At 69.8% G+C, this 22,483-nt stretch carries 19 protein-coding genes; 3 read left to right on the top strand and 16 right to left on the bottom strand.

Annotation, left to right across the window (positions count from 1 at the left end; translation table 11 throughout):
* Window positions 1-203 precede the first annotated feature (203 nt).
* Genes nuoN through AOK23_RS27885 form a run of 14 tightly spaced genes read right to left on the bottom strand, consistent with a single transcriptional unit; the run spans window position 204 to window position 16,235 of the window.
* Window positions 204-1,853, bottom strand: a complete 1,650-nt coding sequence (gene nuoN / locus AOK23_RS27950) for an NADH-quinone oxidoreductase subunit NuoN (protein WP_055715386.1) — start codon at window positions 1,851-1,853, stop codon at window positions 204-206.
* On the bottom strand, window positions 1,850-3,421 hold the full coding sequence (locus AOK23_RS27945; protein ID WP_055715385.1) for an NADH-quinone oxidoreductase subunit M: 1,572 nt from the start codon (window positions 3,419-3,421) through the stop codon (window positions 1,850-1,852). Before AOK23_RS27945 ends, nuoN begins: the two co-directional genes overlap by 4 nt.
* 5 nt (window positions 3,422-3,426) lie before the next feature.
* Entirely contained in the window at window positions 3,427-5,400 is a 1,974-nt protein-coding gene (gene nuoL, locus AOK23_RS27940) for an NADH-quinone oxidoreductase subunit L (RefSeq protein WP_055715384.1), read from the bottom strand.
* A 15-nt stretch (window positions 5,401-5,415) separates the two neighbouring features.
* A complete protein-coding gene (gene nuoK / locus AOK23_RS27935) occupies window positions 5,416-5,715 on the bottom strand; it encodes an NADH-quinone oxidoreductase subunit NuoK (protein WP_009310327.1) in 300 nt (99 codons plus the stop codon).
* Window positions 5,712-6,539 (bottom strand): NADH-quinone oxidoreductase subunit J, encoded by an 828-nt coding sequence (locus AOK23_RS27930; RefSeq protein ID WP_055715383.1) that lies wholly within the window; start codon window positions 6,537-6,539, stop codon window positions 5,712-5,714. Before AOK23_RS27930 ends, nuoK begins: the two co-directional genes overlap by 4 nt.
* Window positions 6,536-7,177 carry an NADH-quinone oxidoreductase subunit NuoI gene (nuoI, locus tag AOK23_RS27925; RefSeq protein ID WP_055715382.1) on the bottom strand — a complete coding sequence of 214 codons (642 nt, stop codon included), beginning with the start codon at window positions 7,175-7,177 and terminating at the stop codon, window positions 6,536-6,538. The genes AOK23_RS27930 and nuoI overlap by 4 nt, the downstream gene beginning before the upstream one ends.
* Window positions 7,170-8,534 (bottom strand): NADH-quinone oxidoreductase subunit NuoH, encoded by a 1,365-nt coding sequence (gene nuoH, locus AOK23_RS27920; RefSeq protein WP_055715381.1) that lies wholly within the window; start codon window positions 8,532-8,534, stop codon window positions 7,170-7,172. Before nuoH ends, nuoI begins: the two co-directional genes overlap by 8 nt.
* Complete coding sequence (locus AOK23_RS27915) at window positions 8,531-11,035, bottom strand: NADH-quinone oxidoreductase subunit G (protein ID WP_055715380.1); 2,505 nt, start codon at window positions 11,033-11,035, stop codon at window positions 8,531-8,533. The genes nuoH and AOK23_RS27915 overlap by 4 nt, the downstream gene beginning before the upstream one ends.
* On the bottom strand, window positions 11,032-12,387 hold the full coding sequence (gene nuoF, locus AOK23_RS27910; protein ID WP_055715379.1) for an NADH-quinone oxidoreductase subunit NuoF: 1,356 nt from the start codon (window positions 12,385-12,387) through the stop codon (window positions 11,032-11,034). The genes AOK23_RS27915 and nuoF overlap by 4 nt, the downstream gene beginning before the upstream one ends.
* A complete protein-coding gene (gene nuoE / locus AOK23_RS27905) occupies window positions 12,387-13,217 on the bottom strand; it encodes an NADH-quinone oxidoreductase subunit NuoE (protein ID WP_055715388.1) in 831 nt (276 codons plus the stop codon). Before nuoE ends, nuoF begins: the two co-directional genes overlap by 1 nt.
* A gap of 29 nt (window positions 13,218-13,246) precedes the next feature.
* Complete coding sequence (locus tag AOK23_RS27900; RefSeq protein ID WP_055715378.1) at window positions 13,247-14,569, bottom strand: NADH-quinone oxidoreductase subunit D; 1,323 nt, start codon at window positions 14,567-14,569, stop codon at window positions 13,247-13,249.
* On the bottom strand, window positions 14,566-15,309 hold the full coding sequence (locus AOK23_RS27895; protein WP_055715377.1) for an NADH-quinone oxidoreductase subunit C: 744 nt from the start codon (window positions 15,307-15,309) through the stop codon (window positions 14,566-14,568). Before AOK23_RS27895 ends, AOK23_RS27900 begins: the two co-directional genes overlap by 4 nt.
* Window positions 15,306-15,860, bottom strand: a complete 555-nt coding sequence (locus AOK23_RS27890) for a NuoB/complex I 20 kDa subunit family protein (protein ID WP_003998928.1) — start codon at window positions 15,858-15,860, stop codon at window positions 15,306-15,308. Before AOK23_RS27890 ends, AOK23_RS27895 begins: the two co-directional genes overlap by 4 nt.
* Before the next feature lie 15 nt (window positions 15,861-15,875).
* Window positions 15,876-16,235 (bottom strand): NADH-quinone oxidoreductase subunit A, encoded by a 360-nt coding sequence (locus AOK23_RS27885; RefSeq protein ID WP_009310323.1) that lies wholly within the window; start codon window positions 16,233-16,235, stop codon window positions 15,876-15,878.
* A gap of 713 nt (window positions 16,236-16,948) precedes the next feature.
* On the opposite strand from AOK23_RS27885, the gene AOK23_RS27880 reads away from it, so the two are divergent.
* Entirely contained in the window at window positions 16,949-17,776 is an 828-nt protein-coding gene (locus tag AOK23_RS27880) for a C40 family peptidase (protein WP_055514628.1), read from the top strand.
* 466 nt (window positions 17,777-18,242) lie between these two features.
* Here AOK23_RS27880 and AOK23_RS27875 read toward each other — a convergent pair whose 3' ends face one another.
* Window positions 18,243-19,547 carry a geranylgeranyl reductase family protein gene (locus AOK23_RS27875; RefSeq protein ID WP_055715376.1) on the bottom strand — a complete coding sequence of 435 codons (1,305 nt, stop codon included), beginning with the start codon at window positions 19,545-19,547 and terminating at the stop codon, window positions 18,243-18,245.
* Window positions 19,548-19,666: 119 nt separating this feature from the next.
* Between AOK23_RS27875 and AOK23_RS27870 the strand changes: the two genes are divergently transcribed.
* Together AOK23_RS27870 and AOK23_RS27865 are read left to right on the top strand one after the other, a co-directional pair.
* Entirely contained in the window at window positions 19,667-20,173 is a 507-nt protein-coding gene (locus AOK23_RS27870; RefSeq protein ID WP_055715375.1) for a GNAT family N-acetyltransferase, read from the top strand.
* A gap of 137 nt (window positions 20,174-20,310) precedes the next feature.
* Entirely contained in the window at window positions 20,311-20,634 is a 324-nt protein-coding gene (locus tag AOK23_RS27865; RefSeq protein ID WP_055539333.1) for a PASTA domain-containing protein, read from the top strand.
* A 39-nt stretch (window positions 20,635-20,673) separates the two neighbouring features.
* Here AOK23_RS27865 and AOK23_RS27860 read toward each other — a convergent pair.
* Window positions 20,674-22,483, bottom strand: a 1,810-nt coding sequence (locus AOK23_RS27860; protein ID WP_276205762.1) for a zinc ribbon domain-containing protein, incomplete at its 5' end; no start/stop codon positions are given.

Here is a 22,483-nt window from a genome sequence, read left to right as displayed (position 1 = left end):
ACACCAAGGAGTGCGCGGTCCTGCCCGGCGAGGGCGGTATGGGCTGCCACTACGTCAACGCGGACCACATCCACTCGATCGAGCCCACCGAGCCCGCCCCGGCACCCCCACCGTCCCCGCCCGGCACCGGCGCCACCCACACGCAAGGGACCCGGCCCCCCGAGGGCCGGGTCCCTTGCGCCTCGTCGCCGCCGAGCGGAGCGTCAGCGCACGAACACTCCCGCCTGGCTCGCCAGATCCAGGAAGTACTGCGGCGCCACGCCCAGGACGAGCGTGACCGCCACGCCGACCCCGATCGCGGTCATGGTCAGCGGTGACGGCACGGCGACCGTCGGCCCCTCGGGGCGCGGCTCGCTGAAGAACATGAGCACGATGACGCGGATGTAGAAGAACGCGGCGATCGCCGAGGAGATCACACCGACCACGACGATCGCGCCGGCGCCGCCCTCCGCTGCCGCCTTGAACACGGCGAACTTGCCCGCGAACCCGGAGGTCAGCGGGATGCCCGCGAAGGCCAGCAGGAACACCGCGAACACGGCCGCGACCAGCGGTGACCTGCGTCCGAGCCCGGCCCACTTGGAGAGGTGTGTCGCTTCGCCGCCCGCGTCCCGCACGAGCGTGACCACGGCGAACGCGCCGATCGTCACGAACGAGTAGGCGCCCAGGTAGAACAGCACCGAGGAGACGCCGTCCGGCGTGGTCGCGATGACACCGGCGAGGATGAAGCCGGCGTGCGCGATCGACGAGTACGCGAGCAGTCGCTTGATGTCGGTCTGGGTGATGGCGACGATCGCGCCGCCCAGCATGGTGACGATGGCGACGGCCCACATGACCGGCCGCCAGTCCCAGCGCAGGCCCGGCAGGACGACGTACAGGAGCCTGAGGAGCGCGCCGAACGCCGCCACCTTCGTGGCCGCGGCCATGAATCCGGTGACCGGGGTGGGGGCGCCCTGGTAGACGTCGGGCGTCCACATGTGGAACGGCACGGCGCCGACCTTGAACAGCAGGCCCATGACGACCATGGCGGCGCCGATGAGGAGCAGCGCGTCGTTGCCCATGGTGCCGGCGAGGGCGGGGCTGACCTCCCCGACGGTGCCATCGACGACCCGGGCGATGGTGCCGTACTTCACGGAGCCCGCGTAGCCGTACAGCAGGGCGATGCCGAAGAGGGTGAACGCGGAGGCGAAGGCGCCGAGGAGGAAGTACTTGACGGCGGCCTCCTGCGACATGAGCCGCTTGCGGCGGGCCACGGCGCACAGCAGGTACAGCGGGAGCGAGAACACCTCCAGCGCGATGAACAGGGTCAGCAGGTCGTTCGCCGCGGGGAAGATCAGCATGCCGCCGACGGCGAAGAGCAGCAGCGGGAACACCTCGGTGGTGGTGAAGCCCGCCTTGACGGCGGCCTTCTCGCTGTCGCTGCCCGGCACGGACGCGGCCTGCGCGGCGAACGAGTCGACGCGGTTGCCGTGCGCCGCGGGGTCGAGGCGCCGTTCGGCGAAGGTGAACACGCCGAGGATGCCGGCGAGGAGGATCGTGCCCTGGAGGAACAGGGCCGGTCCGTCGACGGCGACGGCGCCCATCGCGACGATGCCCGACTTGGTGGTGGCGTATCCGCCGGCCGCGAGCCCGATCACCGCGGCGAAGGCGGCGGCGAGCGCGACGACGGACAGGAAGACCTGGGCGTAGTAGCGGGTCTTGCGGGGGACGAAGGCCTCGACGAGCACGCCGAGGACGGCCGCCCCGATGACGATCAAGGTGGGCGACAGCTGCCCGTATTCGATGTCCGGCGCGCCGATCTTGTCGATCGGTTCGGCCGCCGTTGTCCACAGGCTGTGGACGGCTGATGCGCTCACTTGGACGCCTCCACCTCGGGCTGGGGGTCCTTCTTCTGTACGTCGGACAAGGTCTGCTTGACCGCCGGGTTGACGATGTCGGTGACGGGCTTCGGGTAGACGCCCAGGAAGATCAGCAGAACGATCAGCGGGGCGACCACGACGAGTTCCCGCACCCGCAGATCGGGCATGCCCTCGACCTCTGCCTTCACCGGGCCCGTCATCGTCCGCTGGTAGAGGACGAGGGTGTAGAGCGCCGCGAGGACGATGCCGACGGTGGCGATGATCCCGATGACCGGGTAGCGGGCGAACGTGCCCACCAGGACCAGGAACTCACTGACGAACGGGGCGAGCCCCGGCAGCGACAGGGTGGCGAGACCGCCGATCAGGAAGGTGCCGGCGAGCACCGGGGCGACCTTCTGGACGCCGCCGTAGTCGGCGATGAGCCGCGATCCGCGCCGGGAGATCAGGAACCCGGCGACCAGCATGAGAGCCGCGGTCGAGATGCCGTGGTTGACCATGTAGAGCGTCGCGCCCGACTGGCCCTGGCTGGTCATCGCGAAGATGCCCAGGACGATGAACCCGAAGTGGGAGATCGACGCGTAGGCGACCAGCCGCTTGATGTCGCGCTGGCCGACCGCGAGCAGCGCCCCGTAGATGATGCTGATGAGGGCGAGGACGAGGATCGCGGGCGTCGCCCATGTGCTGGCCTCCGGGAACAGCTGGAGGCAGAAGCGGAGCATCGCGAAGGTGCCGACCTTGTCGACGACCGCCGTGATCAGGACGGCGACCGGGGCCGTCGACTCCTGCATGGCGTTAGGCAGCCAGGTGTGCAGCGGCCACAGCGGCGCCTTCACCGCGAAGGCGAAGAAGAACCCGAGGAACAGCCACCGCTCGGTGCTGGTCGCCATGTCCAGGGTGCCGTTGGCGCGGGCCTCGGCGATCTGGGTGAGGGAGAAGTTCCCGGCGACGACGTACAGGCCGATGACCGCGGCCAGCATGATCAGGCCGCCGACCAGGTTGTAGAGGAGGAACTTCACCGCGGCGTACGACCGCTGGGTGGACGCCGCTGCCTCGCCGTGCTCGTGGGCCCGGTCCCCGAAGCCGCCGATGAGGAAGTACATCGGGATGAGCATGGCTTCGAAGAAGATGTAGAAGAGGAAGACGTCGGTGGCCTCGAACGAGATGATCACCATCGCCTCGACGAGCAGGATCAGCGCGAAGAAGCCCTGGGTGGGCCGCCACCGCTTGCTGCCGGTCTCCAGCGGGTCGGCGTCGTGCCAACCCGCGAGGATGATGAACGGGATCAGCAGCGCGGTGAGCGCGATCATCGCGACCGCGATGCCGTCCACGCCCAGCTCGTAGCGGACCCCGAAGTCCTTGATCCAGGCGTGGGACTCGGTGAGCTGGTAGCGGTCGCCGTCGGGGTCGAAGCGGACCAGGACGACCGCGGCGAGCACCAGGGTGGCCAGCGAGACGATCAGCGCCAGCCATTTCGCGGCGGTCCGCCGGGCGGCCGGTACGGCGGCCGTGGCGATGGCTCCCAGGGCCGGGAGCACCGCCGTCGCTGTCAGCAGAGGAAAGGACATCGGTATCAGACCGCCCTCATCAGCAGGGTCGCGGCGATGAGGATCGCAGCGCCGCCGAACATCGAGACCGCGTACGACCGGGCATAGCCGTTCTGGACGCGGCGCAGCCGCCCGGAGAGGCCGCCCATGCCGGCCGCGGTGCCGTTGACGACACCGTCGACCAGGGTGTGGTCGACGTAGACCAGGGATCGGGTGAGGTGCTCTCCGCCGCGGACGAGGACCACGTGGTTGAAGTCGTCCTGGTAGAGGTCGCGGCGGGCGGCCCGGGTGAGCAGCGATCCGCGCGGGGCGACGACCGGGACGGGGCGGCGCCCGTACTGGAGCCAGGCGAGGCCGACGCCGATGACCATCACGGCGACCGTGGAGGCGGTGACGGCACCCGCGCTGATCGGCGGGTTCCCGTGCGCGTGGTCGGTGACGGGCTCCAGCCAGTGGATGAACCGGTCGCCGATGCTGAAGAACCCGCCCGCGAAGACCGATCCGACGGCCAGCACGATCATCGGGATCGTCATGACCTTGGGCGACTCGTGCGGGTGCGGTTCACCCGTCGCGGCAGCGGCATGATCAGACGCAGCGGCGCCGTGGTGTGCGGCGGCGGGCTCCACGTCCGGCTCCGCCGGGGAGGCGGTCGGCTGGTTGCGCCAGCGCTCCTCGCCGAAGAACGTCATCAGCATCACGCGGGTCATGTAGAACGCGGTGATGGCCGCGCCCAGCAGGGCCACGCCGCCGAGGATCCAGCCCTCGGTGCCGCCCTTGGCGAACGCCGCCTCGATGATCTTGTCCTTGGAGAAGAAGCCGGACAGGCCGGGGAAGCCGATGATGGCGAGGTAGCCGAGGCCGAACGTGATGAACGTGATCGGCATGTACGTGCGGAGGCCGCCGTACTTGCGCATGTCGACCTCGTCGTTCATGCCGTGCATGACCGAACCGGCGCCGAGGAACAGCCCGGCCTTGAAGAAGCCGTGCGTCACCAGGTGCATGATCGCGAAGACGTAGCCGATGGGGCCGAGACCCGCGGCGAGCACCATGTAGCCGATCTGCGACATGGTCGAACCGGCGAGGGCCTTCTTGATGTCGTCCTTCGCGCAACCGACGATCGCACCGAACATCAGCGTGACCGCGCCGACCACGGTGGTCACCAGCTGGGCGTCCGGGGCGGCGTTGAAGATGTCGGCGGAGCGGACGATCAGGTAGACGCCGGCGGTGACCATGGTCGCGGCGTGGATGAGGGCCGAGACCGGGGTCGGGCCCTCCATCGCGTCCCCGAGCCAGGACTGCAGCGGCACCTGGGCGGACTTGCCGCACGCGGCGAGCAGCAGCATCAGGGCGATGGCGGTGAGCTTGCCCTCGGTCGCCTCACCGGTGGCCTCCAGGACCGGCCCGAAGGCGAACGTCCCGAAGGTGGTGAACATCAGCATGATGGCGATGGACAGGCCCACGTCGCCGACGCGGTTGACCAGGAAGGCCTTCTTCGCGGCGGTGGCGGCACTGGGCTTGTGCTGCCAGAAGCCGATGAGGAGGTAGGAGGCGAGACCGACGCCCTCCCAGCCGACGTACAGCAGCAGGTAGTTGTCGGCGAGGACGAGCAGCAGCATCGCCGCGAGGAACAGGTTCAGATAGCCGAAGAAGCGGCGTCGGCGCTCGTCGTGCTCCATGTATCCGATGGAGTACACGTGGATGAGCGAGCCGACTCCGGTGATCAGCAGCACGAACGTCATCGACAGCTGGTCGAGTTGGAAGGCGACGTCCGCCTGGAAGCCCCCGACGGGGATCCAGCTGAACAGGAACTGGTGCATCGCACGGTTCTCGGGGTCCTTGCCGAGCATGTCGGCGAAGAGGACGACACCGACGACGAACGAGGCGGCGGCGAGGACCGTGCCGATCCAGTGGCCGACGGCGTCGAGGCGCCGGCCACCGCACAGCAGGACGGCGGCTCCGAGCAGGGGCGCCGCGATCAGCAGCGCAATCAGGTTCTCCACGATTCTTCCGACCCCTTACAGCTTCATCAGGCTGGCGTCGTCGACCGAGGCCGAGTGGCGGGAACGGAACAGCGACACGATGATCGCGAGTCCGACCACGACCTCCGCGGCGGCGACGACCATCGTGAAGAAGGCGATGATCTGGCCGTCGAGATTGCCGTGCATACGGGAGAACGCGACGAGGGCGAGGTTGCAGGCGTTGAGCATCAGCTCGACGCACATGAACACCACGATCGCGTTCCGCCTGATCAGGACGCCGGTGGCGCCGATCGTGAACAGCAGGGCCGCGAGATACAGGTAGTTGACGGGATTCACTTCGATGCCTCCCCGCTCTTGCCGCTGTTGGTGCGCTCCAGGCGGTCCTCGGCGCGCTGCTCCAGGGCCTTGAGGTCATTGAGTGCCTCGGTCGACACGTCGCGGATCTGGCCTCGGTCCCGCAGCGTCTTGCTGACGGTCAGCTCGGACGGGGTGCCGTCGGGCAGCAGGCCCGCGATGTCGACCGCGTTGTGCCGGGCGTAGACGCCGGGGGCCGGCAGCGGCGGGAGGTGCTTGCCCTCGCGGACGCGCTGCTCGGCCAGTTCGCGCTGGGTCTTGGCGCGCTCGGTGCGCTCGCGGTGGGTGAGCACCATGGCGCCGACGGCGGCCGTGATCAGCAGGGCGCCGGTGAGCTCGAAGGCGAACACGTAGTCGGTGAAGATGAGGGCGGCGAGGCCCTCCACGTTGCCCCCGGAGTTCGCCTGGCCGAGGCCGTTGAACTCGGTGAGCGCCGCGTTGCCGATGCCCGCGACGAGCAGGATGCCGAAGCCGAGGCCGCACAGCAGGGCCAGCCAGCGCTGACCCTTGATGGTCTCCTTCAGGGAGTCCGCCGCGGTGACGCCGACGAGCATCACCACGAACAGGAACAGCATCATGATCGCGCCGGTGTAGACGACGATCTGCACGATGCCCAGGAAGTAGGCGCCGTTGGCGAGGTAGAACACCGCCAGGACGATCATGGTGCCGGCCAGGCAGAGCGCGCTGTGCACGGCCCTCTTCATGAAGACGGTGCACAGGGCGCCGATCACCGCGACGGTGCCGAGCACCCAGAACTGGAAGGCCTCACCGGTGGAGGTCGTGTAGGCCGCGAGTTGCTGCGTCATGGGCGGACCGCCTTCTCCGACGCGGGCTCGTCCTCACCGAAGGTGGAGGCGCCCTCCTGCGGCACCTCGCCCTTGGAGAGGGCGACCTGCTGCTCGGTACCGGGCGCGGCCTCGGTGACCAGGCCCCGGTAGTAGTCCTGCTCGTCGGTGCCCGGGTAGATGGCGTGCGGCGTGTCGACCATGCCGTCGTCGAGCCCGGCGAGCAGCTGCTCCTTGGTGTAGATGAGGTTGGCGCGGCTGGAGTCGGCCAGCTCGAACTCATTGGTCATCGTGAGCGCGCGGGTGGGGCACGCCTCGATGCACAGTCCGCACAGGATGCAGCGGGCGTAGTTGATCTGGTAGACCCGGCCGTACCGCTCGCCCGGCGAGTAGCGCTCCTCGTCCGTGTTGTCCGCGCCCTCCACGTAGATCGCGTCGGCGGGACAGGCCCAGGCGCACAGCTCGCAGCCGACGCACTTCTCCAGGCCGTCCGGATGGCGGTTGAGCTGGTGCCGGCCGTGGAACCGCGGGGCGGTGGTCTTCTCCTGTTCCGGGTACTGCTCGGTCAGCCGCTTCTTGAACATGGCCTTGAAGGTCACGCCGAAGCCGGCGACGGGGTTCTGGAAACCCGGCTTGGTCTCCTTGGGCTCATCAGCCATCGGACGCCTCCCTCCCATTCGAAGATCCGTCACTGTCAGTATCGGACCCACCACTGACAATCAACTCCCGCTCGCGGCGCGGACGCCTGCGCGGCACCGGCGGGAGGATCTGTCCGGGCAGGGGCGGTACGGGGAATCCGCCGGCCATCGGGTCGAAGGCGGCCGGTTCGGCGGGCTGGTCCCGGCTCTCGCGCTTGTCGCGGAAGATGTCCGCGACGAACGACAGCAGGAACAGGACGACGACGGCACCGGCGACGTACAGCGCGATCTGGGCGAAGTCGTAGTTCTCGTTGCGCAGGGTCCGCACGGTCGCGACCAGCATCAGCCAGACCACGGAGACCGGCAGGAGGACCTTCCAGCCGAGCTTCATCAGCTGGTCGTAGCGGACGCGCGGGAGTGTGCCGCGCAGCCAGATGAAGAAGAACAGCAGCAGCTGCACCTTCACCACGAACCAGAGCATCGGCCACCAGCCGTGGTTGGCGCCCTCCCAGAAGGTGCTGATGGGCCAGGGGGCCCGCCACCCGCCGAGGAAGAGGGTCACCGACACCGCCGAGACCGTCACCATGTTCACGTACTCGGCGAGCATGAACATCGCGAACTTGATCGACGAGTACTCGGTGTTGAAGCCGCCGACCAGGTCGCCCTCGGACTCCGGCATGTCGAACGGGGCGCGGTTGGTCTCGCCGACCATGGTCACGATGTAGATCACGAACGAGACCGGCAGCAGCACGATGTACCAGCGGTCCTGCTGGGCCTCCACGATCGCCGACGTCGACATCGACCCGGAGTAGAGGAACACCGAGGCGAACGCGGCACCCATGGCGATCTCGTAGGAGATCATCTGCGCACAGGACCGCAGGCCGCCCAGCAGCGGGTAGGTGGATCCGGAGCTCCAGCCCGCCAGGACGATGCCGTAGATGCCGACCGAGGCGACCGCGAGGATGTAGAGCATCGCGATCGGCAGGTCGGTGAGCTGCATCGTGGTGCGCTGGCCGAAGATCGAGATCTCGTTGCCCGCGGGACCGAAGGGGATCACCGCGATCGCCATGAACGCCGGGATGGCCGCGACGATCGGTGCGAGGACGTAGACCACCTTGTCCGCGCGTTTGACGATGACGTCTTCCTTGAGCATCAGCTTGATGCCGTCGGCGAGCGACTGGAGCATGCCCCAGGGGCCGTGCCGGTTGGGGCCGATGCGCAGCTGCATCCAGGCGACGACCTTGCGTTCCCACACGATGGAGAACAGCACGGTGATCATCAGGAAGGCGAAGCAGAACACGGCCTTGATGACGACCAGCCACCACGGGTCGCGGCCGAACATCGAGAGGTCTTCAGCGGCGAGGTAGTACGCGCTCATGCCTCCACCTCCTCGGGGGCCTCGGCGGCGAGCGTCGCGGGGCCGATGCGGACGAGTGCGCCGGGCAGCGCCCCGGTGTCGGAGGCGACGCCCGAGCCGGCGGAGTTCAGCGGCAGCCAGACGACGCGGTCGGGCATGTCGGTGATCTGCAGCGGGAGTGCGACGACGCCCTCGGGCCCGGTGACCGCCAGCAGGTCACCGTTCTTGACGCCGGCCTCGGCGGCCGTCGCGGCGGACACGCGCGCGTGCGCGGCGTGCCGGGTGCCGGCGAGCGCCTCGTCGCCGTCCTGGAGCCGGCCCTGGTCGAGCAGCAGCCGGTGTCCGGCCAGGACGGCCTCCCCGGCGGCGGGCCGCGGCAGCCCGGCGGCGATCTCCACGGGCTCGGTGGCCCGCGAGCCGTCCCAGGCGCCGAGCCGGTCCAGCTCCGCGCGCGTGGTGCGCAGGTCGGGCAGTCCGAGGTGGACGTCCATCGCGTCGGCGAGCATCTGCAGCACCCGCCCGTCGGTGGGTGCCAGACGGCGGGTCATCTGGTCGGGCTTGAGCGCGGCCTCGAACGGCCGGACCCTGCCTTCCCAGTTGATGAAGCTGCCCGCCTTCTCGGCGACGGCGGCGACCGGGAGGACGACGTCGGCGTGGTCGGTGACCTCGCTGGGCCGCAGTTCCAGGGAGACCAGGAAGCCCACCGCGGCGAGCGCCTCACGCGCGCGTGCCGGTTCCGGCAGGTCGGCGACCTCGACGCCGGCCACCACCAGGGCCCCGAGCTCTCCGGTGGCGGCGGCCTCGACGATCTGCCCGGTGTCACGGCCGTAGCGCAGCGGGAGCTGGGCGACGCCCCAGGCGGAGGCGATCTCCTCACGCGCGCGGGGGTCGGTGGCCGGGCGGCCGCCCGGCAGCAGCGACGGCAGCGCGCCGGCCTCGATGGCACCGCGCTCCCCGGCCCGGCGGGGGATCCACACCAGCCGGGCGCCGGTGAGGGCGGCGGCCCGTACGGCGGCGGTGAGTCCGCCGGCCACACCGCCGAGCCGCTCACCGACGACGATGACGGCGCCCTCGGTGCGCAGTGCGGCGGCAGCCTCGGTGCCGTCCCCTTCGAGTCCGGCGCCGCTCGCGAGGGCGTCCAGCCACTCGGTCTCGGTGCCGGGCGCGGCGGGCAGCAGTGTCCCGCCGGCCTTCTCCAGGCCCCGGGTGGCGTGCGTGGCGAGCGAGAACACCCGCATCTTGTGCTTGCGCCAGGCCTTGCGGAGCCTCAGGAAGACACCGGGTGCCTCCTCCTCGGCCTCGAACCCGACGAGGAGGACCGCGGGGGCCTTCTCCAGGGTGGCGTACGTGACGCCCTTGCCGTCGAGGTCGTGGCCGCGGCCGGCGACCCGGGCGGCCAGGAAGTCGGCCTCCTCGCCGCTGTGCACGCGCGCGCGGAAGTCGATGTCGTTGGTGTCGAGCGCCACGCGCGCGAACTTGCTGTACGCGTAGGCGTCCTCGACGGTGAGCCGGCCGCCGGTCAGGACACCGGCCCTGCCGCGCGCGGCGAGCAGCCCCTGGGCGGCGGCCTCCAGGGCCTCCGGCCAGGACGCCGGTTCCAGGACGCCCTCCTCGTTGCGGACGAGGGGGGTGGTCAGCCGGTCGGGGCGCTGCGCGTAGCGGAACGCGAAGCGGCCCTTGTCGCAGATCCACTCCTCGTTGACCTGGGGGTCGTCGGCGGCGAGCCGCCGCATGACCTTGCCGCGCCGGTGGTCGGTGCGGGTGGCGCAGCCGCCGGAGCAGTGCTCGCACACGGACGGCGAGGAGACGAGGTCGAAGGGCCGGGAGCGGAATCGGTACGCCGCCGAGGTCAGCGCGCCGACCGGGCAGATCTGGATGGTGTTGCCGGAGAAGTACGACTCGAACGGGTCGCCCTCGCCGGTGCCGACCTGCTGGAGCGCGCCCCGCTCCAGCAGTTCGATCATCGGGTCACCGGCGACCTGGTTGGAGAAGCGGGTGCAGCGGGCGCACAGCACGCACCGCTCGCGGTCGAGGAGCACCTGCGCGGAGATCGGTACGGGCTTCTCGTAGGTGCGCTTGCGGCCCTCGAAGCGGGACTCGGACTGGCCGTGCGACATGGCCTGGTTCTGCAGGGGGCACTCGCCGCCCTTGTCGCAGACGGGGCAGTCCAGGGGGTGGTTGATGAGGAGTAGCTCCATCACCCCCTTCTGGGCCTTCTCGGCGACCGGGGAGGTGAGTTGAGTCCGGACGACCATCCCGTCCGTACAGGTGATCGTGCAGGACGCCATGGGCTTGCGCTGGCCCTCGACCTCGACGATGCACTGGCGGCAGGCGCCGGCCGGGTCGAGGAGGGGGTGGTCGCAGAAGCGGGGGATCTCGATGCCGAGCTGTTCGGCGGCCCGGATGACCAGGGTGCCCTTGGGCACGCTGATGTCGACGCCGTCGATGGTCAGCGAGACGAGATCCTCCGGCGGGACCGCCGCGTCGCCGCCCCCGGAGGGAGCGCTGGTCGTCACGGTCATGCGTTCACCTCCGCGTGCTTGTCCTTGTCGGCCCAGGCGGTCGACCTGGCGGGGTCGAAGGGGCAGCCCCGGCCCGTGATGTGGTCCTCGTACTCCTCGCGGAAGTACTTCAGGGAGGAGAAGATCGGTGAGGCGGCGCCGTCGCCGAGGGCGCAGAACGACTTGCCGTTGATGTTGTCGGCGATGTCGTTCAGCTTGTCGAGGTCGCTCATGACGCCCTTGCCGGCCTCGATGTCGCGCAGCAGCTGGACGAGCCAGTAGGTGCCTTCGCGGCAGGGGGTGCACTTGCCGCAGGACTCGTGGGCGTAGAACTCGGTCCAGCGGGTGACGGCCCGGACGACGCAGGTGGTCTCGTCGAAGCACTGGAGCGCCTTCGTGCCGAGCATGGAACCCGCGGCGCCCACTCCTTCGTAGTCGAGGGGGACGTCGAGGTGCTCGTCGGTGAACATCGGGGTCGAGGAGCCGCCCGGTGTCCAGAACTTGAGGCGGTGGCCGGGGCGCATGCCGCCGCTCATCTCCAGCAGCTGGCGCAGGGTGATGCCGAGCGGGGCCTCGTACTGGCCGGGGCTGGCGACGTGGCCGCTGAGGGAGTAGAGCGTGAAGCCGGGGGACTTCTCGCTGCCCATCGACCGGAACCATTCCTTGCCCCGGTGCAGGATGGCGGGAACCGACGCGATCGACTCGACGTTGTTCACGACAGTGGGACAGGCGTAGAGGCCTTCCACGGCAGGGAAGGGGGGACGCAGTCGCGGTTGACCACGGCGGCCTTCGAGCGAGTCGAGCAGCGCGGTCTCCTCACCGCAGATGTACGCGCCGGCGCCCGCGTGCACGGTGAGGTCGAGGTCGAGTCCGCTGCCCAGGATGTTCTCGCCGAGGTAGCCCGCCTCGTAGGCCTCGCGTACGGCCTCGTGCAGCCGCCGCAGCACGGGGACGACCTCACCCCGCAGATAGATGAAGGCGTGCGAGGACCTGATGGCGTAGCACGCGATGACGATGCCCTCGATGAGGCTGTGCGGGTTCGCGAAGAGGAGCGGGATGTCCTTGCAGGTTCCGGGCTCCGACTCGTCGGCGTTGACAACGAGATAGTGCGGCTTTCCGTCCCCCTGCGGAATGAACTGCCATTTCATTCCGGTGGGGAAGCCGGCGCCGCCGCGACCGCGCAGACCGGATTCCTTGACGTACGCGATGAGGTCGTCCGGCGTCATGGCGAGCGCCTTGCGGAGTCCCTCGTACCCGTCGTGCCGCCGGTAGACGTCCAGCGTCCAGGACCTGTCCTCGTCCCAGAAGGCCGACAGCACGGGTGCGAGCAGCTTCTCGGGGCTGGTGCCCTTGATCTCGGGTGCCAACGTCATCACTCCCCCTCCTCGGCGGTGGGCCCTGACGGGTGGGCGGGGTCGGAGGCCGATGTCTCCTGCGGCGCGTCGTGCGAGCTGAGGTGCTCGCCCGGTGACGGCTCGTGCACCGTGTCCTGCGGCTCGTCGTGCGGGCCGCCGTCCCGCGGGTGGACCACGCGCGCGGTTCCGGCCTCGCCCTTCGCCAGGCGGAGGCCGACCAGGGAGGCGGGTCCGGCGCCGCCGGTCGCCTCGACGGCCCCGGGCCGCTCGTCGGGGAAGCCGGCGAGGATCCGCGCGGTCTCCTTGAAGGTGCACAGCGGAGCCCCGCGCGTGGGCTCGACCTGTACGCCGGCCCGCAGGTCGTCCACGAGCCGCTTGGCGCTGTCGACGGTCTGGTTGTCGAAGAACTCCCAGTTGACCATCACGACCGGCGCGAAGTCGCAGGCCGCGTTGCACTCGATGTGCTCCAGGGTGACCTTGCCGTCGTCGGTGGTCTCGCCGTTGCCGACGCTCAGGTGCTCCTGGAGCGCCTCGAAGATCGCGTCGCCGCCCATCACCGCGCACAGGGTGTTGGTGCAGACGCCGACCTGGTAGTCACCGCTCGGCCTGCGCCGGTACATGGTGTAGAAGGTGGCGACCGCGGTGACCTCGGCCGTGGTCAGGCCCAGCACCTCGGCGCAGAACCGCATGCCGGTGCGGGTGACGTGGCCCTCCTCGGACTGCACGAGGTGCAGCAGCGGCAGCAGGGCGGACCGGGAGTCGGGGTAGCGGGCGACGACCTCGGCCGCGTCCCGCTCCAGCCGGGCTCGAACGTCGTCCGGGTAGTCGGGCGCGGGCAGCTGGGGCATGCCCAGGCTGACGCCCTCGGGGGTGGTGGTCACCGGTCGACGCCTCCCATCACGGGGTCGATGGACGCGACGGCGACGATGACGTCGGCGACCTGGCCGCCCTCGCACATCGCCGCCATGGTCTGCAGGTTGGTGAAGGACGGGTCGCGGAAGTGGACCCGGAAGGGGCGGGTGCCTCCGTCGGACACGACGTGCACCCCGAGTTCGCCCTTGGGTGACTCGACCGCCGCGTACGCCTGTCCCGGCGGGACGCGGAAGCCCTCGGTCACCAGCTTGAAGTGGTGGATCAGGGCCTCCATGGAGGTGCCCATGATCTTCTTGATGTGGTCCAGGGAGTTGCCGAGGCCGTCCGGTCCGAGGGCGAGCTGGGCGGGCCAGGCGATCTTCTTGTCGTCGACCATGACCGGTCCCGGCTGCAGCCGGTCCAGGCACTGCTCGACGATCCTGAGCGACTGGCGCATCTCCTCCAGCCGGATCAGGAAGCGGCCGTAGGAGTCGCAGGTGTCGGCGGTCGGGACGTCGAAGTCGTACGTCTCGTAGCCGCAGTACGGCTGGGCCTTGCGCAGGTCGTGCGGGAGGCCGGCGGAGCGCAGGATCGGGCCGGTGGCGCCGAGGGCCATGCAGCAGGCCAGGTCGAGGTAGCCGACGTCCTGCATACGGGCCTTGAAGATGGGGTTCCCGGTGGCGAGCTTGTCGTACTCGGGGAGGTTCTTCTTCATCTTCTTCACGAACTCGCGGATCTGGTCCACCGCGCCGGGCGGCAGGTCCTGGGCGAGTCCGCCGGGCCGGATGTACGCGTGGTTCATGCGCAGGCCGGTGATGAGCTCGTAGATGTCGAGAATGAGTTCACGATCACGAAAGCCGTAGATCATGATCGTGGTGGCGCCCAGCTCCATGCCGCCGGTGGCGATGCACACCAGGTGGGAGGAGAGCCGGTTCAGCTCCATCAGGAGCACGCGGATGATCGTGGCGCGGTCGGGGATCTGGTCCTCGATGCCGAGGAGCTTCTCGACCGCGAGGCAGTACGCCGTCTCGTTGAAGAACGGCGTCAGGTAGTCCATGCGCGTCACGAACGTGGTGCCCTGCGTCCACGTGCGGTACTCGAGGTTCTTCTCGATGCCGGTGTGGAGGTAGCCGATGCCGCAGCGGGCCTCGGTGACGGTCTCGCCGTCGATCTCCAGGATGAGCCGGAGCACACCGTGGGTGGACGGGTGCTGGGGGCCCATGTTGACGATGATGCGCTCGTCGTCGGACCTCGCCGCGGTCTCGGCGACCTCGTCCCAGTCGCCGCCGGTGACCGTGTAGACGGTGCCCTCGGTGGTCTCGCGCGGAGTTGCGTGCTGCGTGCTCATGAGTACGACCTCCGCTGGTCCGGAGCCGGGATCTGGGCGCCCTTGTACTCGACGGGGATGCCGCCGAGGGGGTAGTCCTTGCGCTGCGGGAAGCCCTGCCAGTCGTCCGGCATCATGATCCGCGTCAGCGCGGGGTGGCCGTCGAAGACGATGCCGTAGAAGTCGTACGTCTCGCGCTCGTGCCAGTCGTTCGTCGGGTAGACAGCGACGAGCGACGGGATGTGCGGGTCGGCGTCGGGGGCGGAGACCTCCAGGCGGATCAGCCGGTTGTGGGTGATCGAGCGCAGGTGGTAGACGGCGTGCAGTTCGCGGCCCTTGTCGCCGGGGTAGTGGACGCCGCTCACGCCCGTGCACAGTTCGAAGCGGAGGGCCGGGTCGTCGCGGAGGGTGCGGGCGACGGTCGGCAGGAACTCGCGCTCGATGTGGAAGGTGATCTCCCCGCGGTCGACGACGGTCCTGTCGATCACGTTCTCGGGGACGAGGCCCTGTTCCTCCAGGGCGCCCTCCAGTTCGTCGGCGACCTCGTCGAACCAGCCGCCGTAAGGGCGGGTGGCCGGGCCGGGGAGCCGGATGGAGCGGACCAGGCCGCCGTAGCCGGAGGTGTCGCCGCTCTTGTCGGCGCCGAACATGCCGCGCTGGACGCGGATCTCCTCGCCGCCGTCGCCGCGCTGGCCGGGGAGGTTGGAGGCGGAGAGGTCCTTCTCGGGGTTGGGTCCGCCGTTGCCGTTCGCGGCGCTCATCGCAGCAGCCCCTTCATCTCGATGGTGGGGAGCGCCTTGAGCGCGGCCTCCTCGGCCTCGCGGGCCGCTTCCTCCGCGTTCACGCCGAGCTTGGACGTCTGGATCTTCTGGTGGAGCTTGAGGATCGCGTCCATCAGCATCTCGGGCCGTGGCGGGCAGCCGGGGAGATAGATGTCGACGGGGACGATGTGGTCGACGCCCTGGACGATCGCGTAGTTGTTGAACATGCCGCCGGACGATGCGCAGACCCCCATGGAGATCACCCATTTCGGGTTCGGCATCTGGTCGTAGACCTGCCGCAGCACCGGCGCCATCTTCTGGCTGACCCGGCCGGCCACGATCATCAGGTCCGCCTGGCGCGGCGAGCCGCGGAACACCTCCATGCCGAAGCGCGCCAGGTCGTAGCGGCCCGCGCCCGTGGTCATCATCTCGATGGCACAGCAGGCGAGGCCGAAGGTGGCGGGGAAGACGGACGCCTTGCGCACCCAGCCCGCGGCCTGCTCGACGGTGGTCAGCAGGAAGCCGCTCGGCAGTTTTTCTTCGAGTCCCATGGTCTTAAAGGCCCCTCAGTCCCATTCCAGGCCGCCGCGACGCCAGACGTACGCGTAGGCGACGAAGACGGTGAGCACGAAGAGCAGCATCTCCACGAGCCCGAAAACACCCAGGGCGTCGAAGGTGACGGCCCAGGGGTAGAGGAAGACGATCTCGATGTCGAAGACGATGAAGAGCATCGCCGTCAGGTAGTACTTGATGGGGAAACGCCCGCCGCCGGCCGGCGTGGGGGTGGGCTCGATTCCGCACTCGTAGGCCTCGAGCTTGGCCCGGTTGTAGCGCTTCGGGCCGATCAGCGTGGCCATGATCACGGAGAAGATCGCAAAGCCTGCCCCGAGGGCTCCCAGTACGAGGATGGGCGCATAGGCGTTCACCGCTCCTCGCTCCTCTCAGTCGGCACTGACTGCTGGCGGTTGCGTGGACCGGCTCTCCGCCCCACCTGTCCCACGAACACCGCCTGTCCCGACGAAGATCGCGAACATGTGAAGCAGGTCACAAGCCCAACTGACCCGCATCCTATGCCTGCGGGTCTGTGATCTGCGACACGGGGTACGGCACCGAGTTTGTGATCTCCACCACCTGACGAAGGATCATGAAGTCGGATGAGCGGCGATCTTCACACACGAAGCGTCAGAGTGATCACCAGAAGTGACAATTTCGATCGTCGTCGCAGGTGAGAGGGTGCGTCTCTATATCAAGAGGGTTCCTCTGCATGCAAATTGGTGCTGGACGGGAGCGCTTGCTAGAGGACCGCGTTCACACCCCGGAGGGAGGCGCGGCGACGAATGTGGACGCGTGCACGCGTTCACGAGCGGGCGCGACCGGCGATCATGAGCGCGAAGCGGCCGCATCGGTGATCACTCTGTGACCTGCGCCACATCGGATCGAGATCAAATCAGCCGGGCTTGGCCACTCGGCGCGATCGATGGTAAGCACAGGGCAATTCGGACGTAATCACGAAAGCGCATGATCACGGGCTTGACCGATCATGTCCACTTTGCCCGTTACGCCGTCAATAAAGAGTGACGCGCAGGGAATTTGGGGCTTCCGTTGAACAACTGTGGCGCACCACACGTTGCTTGAAGGTATGGAGGAGCCCCTGGTACCGCTTGTACCCATGTCCCACACCGCTCACATACGCAGCCACCGGAAGCCCCGCCGCAACGCGTCGTCCTCGATCGCGGTGCGCGCCGGAGTCGCCGGTGGCATCCTCAGCACCGTGGCCGTGGCCGGCGCGTCAGCGCAGGCCGTCGCCGCGGAGTCGGTGACGCAGACCCTCGAACTGCCCACCCTCACGGCCGACCTGGCCACGCAGGCAGCGCAGTCCGCGGACGCGACGCAGCAGATGGCGGCCGACTACCAGCTGCAGGCCGAGCGTGACGCGGCCGCGGAGGCGGCGGCCAAGCAGGCCGACAAGGACCTGGCGAAGGCCAAGAAGGAAGAGGCCCGCAAGAAGGCCGCCGAGGAGGCGGAGCGCAAGGCCGCCGCCGAGCGCGCCTCGCGGGACAGCACGCGCACGACCCTCACCACGAACTCCGCCTCGACGGCCCCGCCGGCCAGCGGCAGCGTCGAGACGGTCATCGCCTTCCTCGAGGCCCAGCTGGGCGACGCGTACGTCATGGGCGCCACGGGGCCCAACGCGTGGGACTGCTCGTCGCTGGTGCAGGCCGCGTTCAAGCAGGTCGGCGTGAGCCTCCCGCGGGTCTCGCAGGACCAGTCGATGCAGGGCACCGACATCCCGCTGTCCCAGATCCAGCGCGGCGACATCCTGTACTGGGGCGGCAAGGGTTCCGCCTACCACGTGGGTGTCTACCTCGGTGGCGGCAAGTACCTCGACGCGGCGAACCCGTCCAAGGGCGTCGTCATCCAGGACCTGTCGGGCTACCCGGCGTCGGGCGCGGTGCGCGTGCTCTGAGAGCCTGTGAACAAACCCCCGCCCGGATCAGCCCGAGGCGCCTGGCGCCTTCGGATCCAAGGCGGAGGAGGGAGTGATGGCGGAGCCATCGCGACTGACGACAACGCCGGAGGCGGAGGCGCCAGGCGCCTCGGGCCCGGGCGCGGGTTTGTTCACAGGCTCTGAGCCGGTCCACCGACCGCTCGCCGTACGGAAGGGCCGTCCGCCCCTTGGGGCAGGCGGCCCTCCGGCATGCCCGCGTACGGGCCGTGACGGGCCCTGGGAGGGCCGTTCGGTCCGGGCCGAGGGTGCGCTGAGGGCCGGGGCGGCGAGAGCGCTCGCCGGCACGCTTCAGGCGTTCCGGCCCCGCAACCGGTGATACTTCCGGGCGTTGCGTGACGAATGGGACGCCGGTGAAACGGCTCCGAAGGGCTCCGGGCCCCGGAGCTTTCGCGTCCGGGGCCCGGAACGGGGCGTGTTCGGCCCGTCAGGCCTTGGGGGCCACCTTCGAGAGGCCGTTGATGACGCGGTCCATCGCGTCGCCGCCGGTGGGGTCGGTGAGGTTGGCGAGGAGCTTCAGCGTGAACTTCATCAGCATCGGGTGGGTGAGGCCCCGCTGCGTGGCGAGCTTCATGATCTTGGGGTTGCCGATGAGCTTCACGAAGGCCCGGCCCAGCGTGTAGTAGCCGCCGTAGGTGTCCTTGAGGACCTGCGGGTAGCGCTGGAGGGCGAGTTCGCGCTGGCCGGGGGTGGCGCGGGCGTGCGCCTGGACGATGACGTCGGCGGCGATCTGGCCGGACTCCATGGCGTAGGCGATGCCCTCGCCGTTGAACGGGTTCACGAGGCCGCCGGCGTCGCCGACGAGCAGCAGGCCCTTGGTGTAGTGGGGCTTGCGGTTGAAGGCCATGGGAAGGGCGGCGCCGCGGATCGGGCCGGTCATGTTCTCGGGGGTGTAGCCCCACTCCTCCGGCATGGAGGCGCACCAGGCCTTGAGGATCTCGCGCCAGTCGAGCTCCTTGAAGGCGGCGGAGGTGTTGAGGACACCCAGGCCGACGTTGGACGTGCCGTCGCCCATGCCGAAGATCCAGCCGTAGCCGGGCAGCAGACGGTCCTCGCCCGGGCCGCGCCGGTCCCACAGCTCCAGCCAGGACTCCAGGTAGTCGTCGTCGTGGCGCGGGGAGGTGAAGTACGTGCGGACGGCGACGCCCATCGGGCGGTCTTCGCGACGGTGCAGGCCCATCGCGAGGGAAAGGCGGCTGGAGTTGCCGTCGGCGGCCACCACCAGCGGCGCGTGGAAGGTGACTTCCTGCTTCTCGCCCGAGTCCGGGTCGCCGAGCTTGGCCGTGACGCCGATGATGCGGCCCGTGCGGTCGTCGACGACGGGACCGGCCACATTGCAGTTCTCGTGGAGGCGGGCGCCGGCCTTCTGGGCCTGGCGGGCGAGCTGCTCGTCGAAGTCGTCGCGCTTGCGGACGAGTCCGTAGTCGGGGTACGAGGCGAGATCCGGCCAGTCGAGCTGGAGGCGGACGCCGCCGCCGATGATCCGCAGCCCCTTGTTGCGGAGCCAGCCGGCCTCCTCGGAGATGTCGATGCCCATGGACACCAGCTGCTTGGTCGCGCGGGGTGTGAGGCCGTCGCCGCAGACCTTCTCCCTCGGGAAGCTGGTCTTCTCCAGCAGGAGCACGTCCAGCCCGGCCTTCGCCAGGTAGTACGCGGTGGTGGAACCGGCTGGCCCGGCCCCGACGACGATCACATCGGCGGTGTGTTCGGTAAGGGGCTGGGGCTCGGTCACGACGGGTTCTCCCCAAGAGGTAGTTGGAGCACTGGAAGACCAGAAAACAGGTGCCGACAGGCATCGGACATGGGCAGTCTATTCAGCGGAACCTGATCACCGGCTGAAGGGCTGCCCCTGTGAACCGAGCTCTGCCCGACGTACGGCTGCGCGTCCCCACCGACGAGGACGCCTTCGCGTGGCACCGGATCTTCGACGACCCCGACGTCATGGAGTTCCACGGCGGCCGGGCCGCCGAGCTGTCCGTCTACGAGGAGCTCACGGCACGCCAGCGTCGTCACGACGCCGAGTACGGGTTCTGCCTGTGGACCATGCTCGACGAGGAGGGCCGGGCCATCGGCTTCACCGGCGCCCAGCCGTGGCCGCAGACCTGGGGTCCTGCCGGCGAGATCGAGATCGGCTGGCGGCTCGCCCGCGACCACTGGGGCAAGGGGTATGTGACGGCCGCCGCCCTGCTCACCCTGGAGCGGGTGCGGGCGGCCGGCGTCCAGAACGTCGTCGCCATGGTCAACGCCCGCAACGAGCGCTCGATAGCGGTCACCCGACGGCTGGGCATGGAGCTGGCGGAGACCTTCACGACGCCCGTCTCACAACAGGTGGGCCACTGCTACTGGCTGGCCCTCTGAGCCGCCGACCGGGATTCCAGGCCCACCAACCCCCGTTTCGTGACGCAGAGTAGCGAACTTCGGCAGATCGCCACGCACTGCTTCCGAACGGGCGCCCCCGGCGGCTACCCTGCGGGTACCGCTGGGGGTGAACGTCTGTGCGCTTGACACCCAAGTCATTCGAAGTGCGTGTGCCTCGGTTCGTCGGGCTGATGGCCGTGGACGCGCGTGAGACGGCCGCGGCGAGCGGAGTCGGGCTGGCCGCCGGTGACCGGCCGGACGTCGAACTCGCCGTCGTGGACTACGTCGTACGGCAGTACCCGCCGCCGGGCGTCGAGGTACCGCGAGGCGCGGTGGTGACCGTCTGGTTCGAGCTCGGCGACGACGGCGGGGGCGTGCGCGAACCCCGGCGCGGCGGCCCTCCCCCCGGGTTGCGCAGGGAGTTGGACGAGCCGGGGGAACCGTTCTCGCTACGGCGGTAGGGCGGCGCGGCGCGCCCCCGCCGCCGCGCCGGACCTCCTCTACTTCTGCAGGAACAGGATCGCGACCGCCACTCCCCCGCCGACCACGAAGGCCGCCGCGATGGTGAGGATCCACATCAACGCCCGGCCGCGCGGCTCGGCGACGGGCCCGGCCGGGAGCTGATGGCCGATCTCGACCATCGGAACCTCGTACGGCTCGACGGGCTGAGACGGGTGCGTCGTCGGTTGGCTGTGCGGGGTCGGTTGGCTGTGCGGGGTCGGTTGGCCCTGCGGAGTCGGCAGGCTGGCCGAGGTCGGCTGGCTCTGCGGGGGTGGATAGCTCTGCGGGGTCGGCTGGCTCTGGACCGGCGGCACTCCCTGCATCGTGCCGTAGGCCGCGGGGCCGCTCGGCATCGCTGGGAACGGGGGTGCGATCACGCCCGTGCGGGCGCCGGCCATCTGCACCAGATAGGGGGCCAGGAACGCCGCCGCGAAGATCCAGACGAGGCCGAAGAGCATGGCCTCGGCGAGGTTGAGGCCCACGTCGACCTGGCCGGCGGCGGAGAGGCCGCCCCCGAAGTCGGTCGTGGCGGAGCCGGACGCCTCCATGGCGAAGCCGCTGATGCCGGCGAGAAGGAGGAAGAGGCCGAAGAAGACACCGGCGGCGAGGAGTTGCTCACCCCGGCCCGAGGAGCGGCGGGCGGCGAGGACTCCGAGGACCAGGGCGCAGATCGCGCCGAGCGCCAACGCGCCCACGACCGCCCAGGCGTTGACGGCGTCGCCCAGCTCGGACAGCCCGAACGACTCGCGTTCGAAGCCGCCGTAGGGGCTGGACCCGCCGAGGCCGTAGTCGCCGGAGGAGTCGCCCCCGTAGGAGCCGTTCCCGTACGAGTCGTCGCCGTACGACGAGTCGTCCCCGTACCGCGAGCGGCCCGCCTCGCCCTCGACGGGCGCGCCCCAGGAGATGCCGAGGAAGGCGACGGCGATGTTGGGCAGGATGAACAGCGCGATCAGCAGCGGATTGACGTCGTCCTCCCAGTCGGCCTGGAGCTCGTCGCTCGACGCGAGGGTGATCAGGGCGACGAGCGAGCACAGGGCGAGCACGATCGCCATGGCGCGTACGGCCGTTCCGGTCGCCCGGAACAGGGAGCGCGGACCGGGGCGCACGGCCAGCCAGGCGGCCAGGTCGTCGCGGTGCAGCACACCGCCCGAGACGGCGGCCGTGAGCACCAGCGCGCCGAGCGCGGCGAGCCAGGGTGACGTGGAGACCTCGGCGAGGGCGACGGTCGGCTGGGCGAACAGCCCGAGCAGCAGAACGGCGACGGTCACCAGCAGCGTGACCCGCACGGCCGCTTCGAGCCCGGCGGAACGGCCGGGGGCGCCACCTGGGCCGGGAGTGCCGGGGAGACCAGGTGCACCCGGGGCGCCGGGGGTGACGCCGCCGGGGACGGTCCAGCCGACGCCGGGTCCGGCGAAGCCGGCGTACCCGGCGCGGGTCGCCAGACGGGTGCGGAGTTGACGTACGCCCAGGTAGAGCGCGACGACGAACAGCAGGGTCACCGTGAGGGGGACCAGGGTGAGGGTGAAGCCGGCCTCGATGGTCCGGAGTTCGCCGGAGTAGCCGCCGCCGGTCTCGGAGACCTCGAAGCCGCCGCCGACGCCCTGGAGGAGCGAGGCGAGGGCGATGCCCATGCGGTCCCCGAAGCCGACGATGTCCTCCCCGTCCTGGCCGTAGTCGGGGATGGCGAGGGCGACGGCACTGCCGAGCAACAACAGCACCGGCCAGAGCGCCGCGAGCGCCGATCCGGCCCAGTCACCGCGGAAGGCCCGCCCCAGGAAGGCGCCCAGCGGTGACGGGCGGGCGGGGACC

It is taken from the genome of Streptomyces torulosus (assembly GCF_001419765.1).
Taxonomy (GTDB): domain Bacteria; phylum Actinomycetota; class Actinomycetes; order Streptomycetales; family Streptomycetaceae; genus Streptomyces; species Streptomyces torulosus.
This window is presented reverse-complemented; position numbering and strand designations above follow the sequence as displayed.

Excerpts from the sequence above, each read along its gene's own strand:
- AOK23_RS27945 (WP_055715385.1), bottom strand. The coding sequence starts at position 3,421 with ATGTCCTTTCCTCTGCTGACAGCGACGGCGGTGCTCCCGGCCCTGGGA.
- AOK23_RS27930 (WP_055715383.1), bottom strand. The coding sequence starts at position 6,539 with ATGACGCAGCAACTCGCGGCCTACACGACCTCCACCGGTGAGGCCTTC.
- nuoI (WP_055715382.1), bottom strand. The coding sequence starts at position 7,177 with ATGGCTGATGAGCCCAAGGAGACCAAGCCGGGTTTCCAGAACCCCGTC.
- nuoH (WP_055715381.1), bottom strand. The coding sequence starts at position 8,534 with ATGAGCGCGTACTACCTCGCCGCTGAAGACCTCTCGATGTTCGGCCGC.
- AOK23_RS27915 (WP_055715380.1), bottom strand. The coding sequence starts at position 11,035 with ATGACCGTGACGACCAGCGCTCCCTCCGGGGGCGGCGACGCGGCGGTC.
- nuoF (WP_055715379.1), bottom strand. The coding sequence starts at position 12,387 with ATGACGTTGGCACCCGAGATCAAGGGCACCAGCCCCGAGAAGCTGCTC.
- nuoE (WP_055715388.1), bottom strand. The coding sequence starts at position 13,217 with ATGCCCCAGCTGCCCGCGCCCGACTACCCGGACGACGTTCGAGCCCGG.
- AOK23_RS27900 (WP_055715378.1), bottom strand. The coding sequence starts at position 14,569 with ATGAGCACGCAGCACGCAACTCCGCGCGAGACCACCGAGGGCACCGTC.
- AOK23_RS27895 (WP_055715377.1), bottom strand. The coding sequence starts at position 15,309 with ATGAGCGCCGCGAACGGCAACGGCGGACCCAACCCCGAGAAGGACCTC.
- AOK23_RS27890 (WP_003998928.1), bottom strand. The coding sequence starts at position 15,860 with ATGGGACTCGAAGAAAAACTGCCGAGCGGCTTCCTGCTGACCACCGTC.
- AOK23_RS27880 (WP_055514628.1), top strand. The coding sequence starts at position 16,949 with ATGGAGGAGCCCCTGGTACCGCTTGTACCCATGTCCCACACCGCTCAC.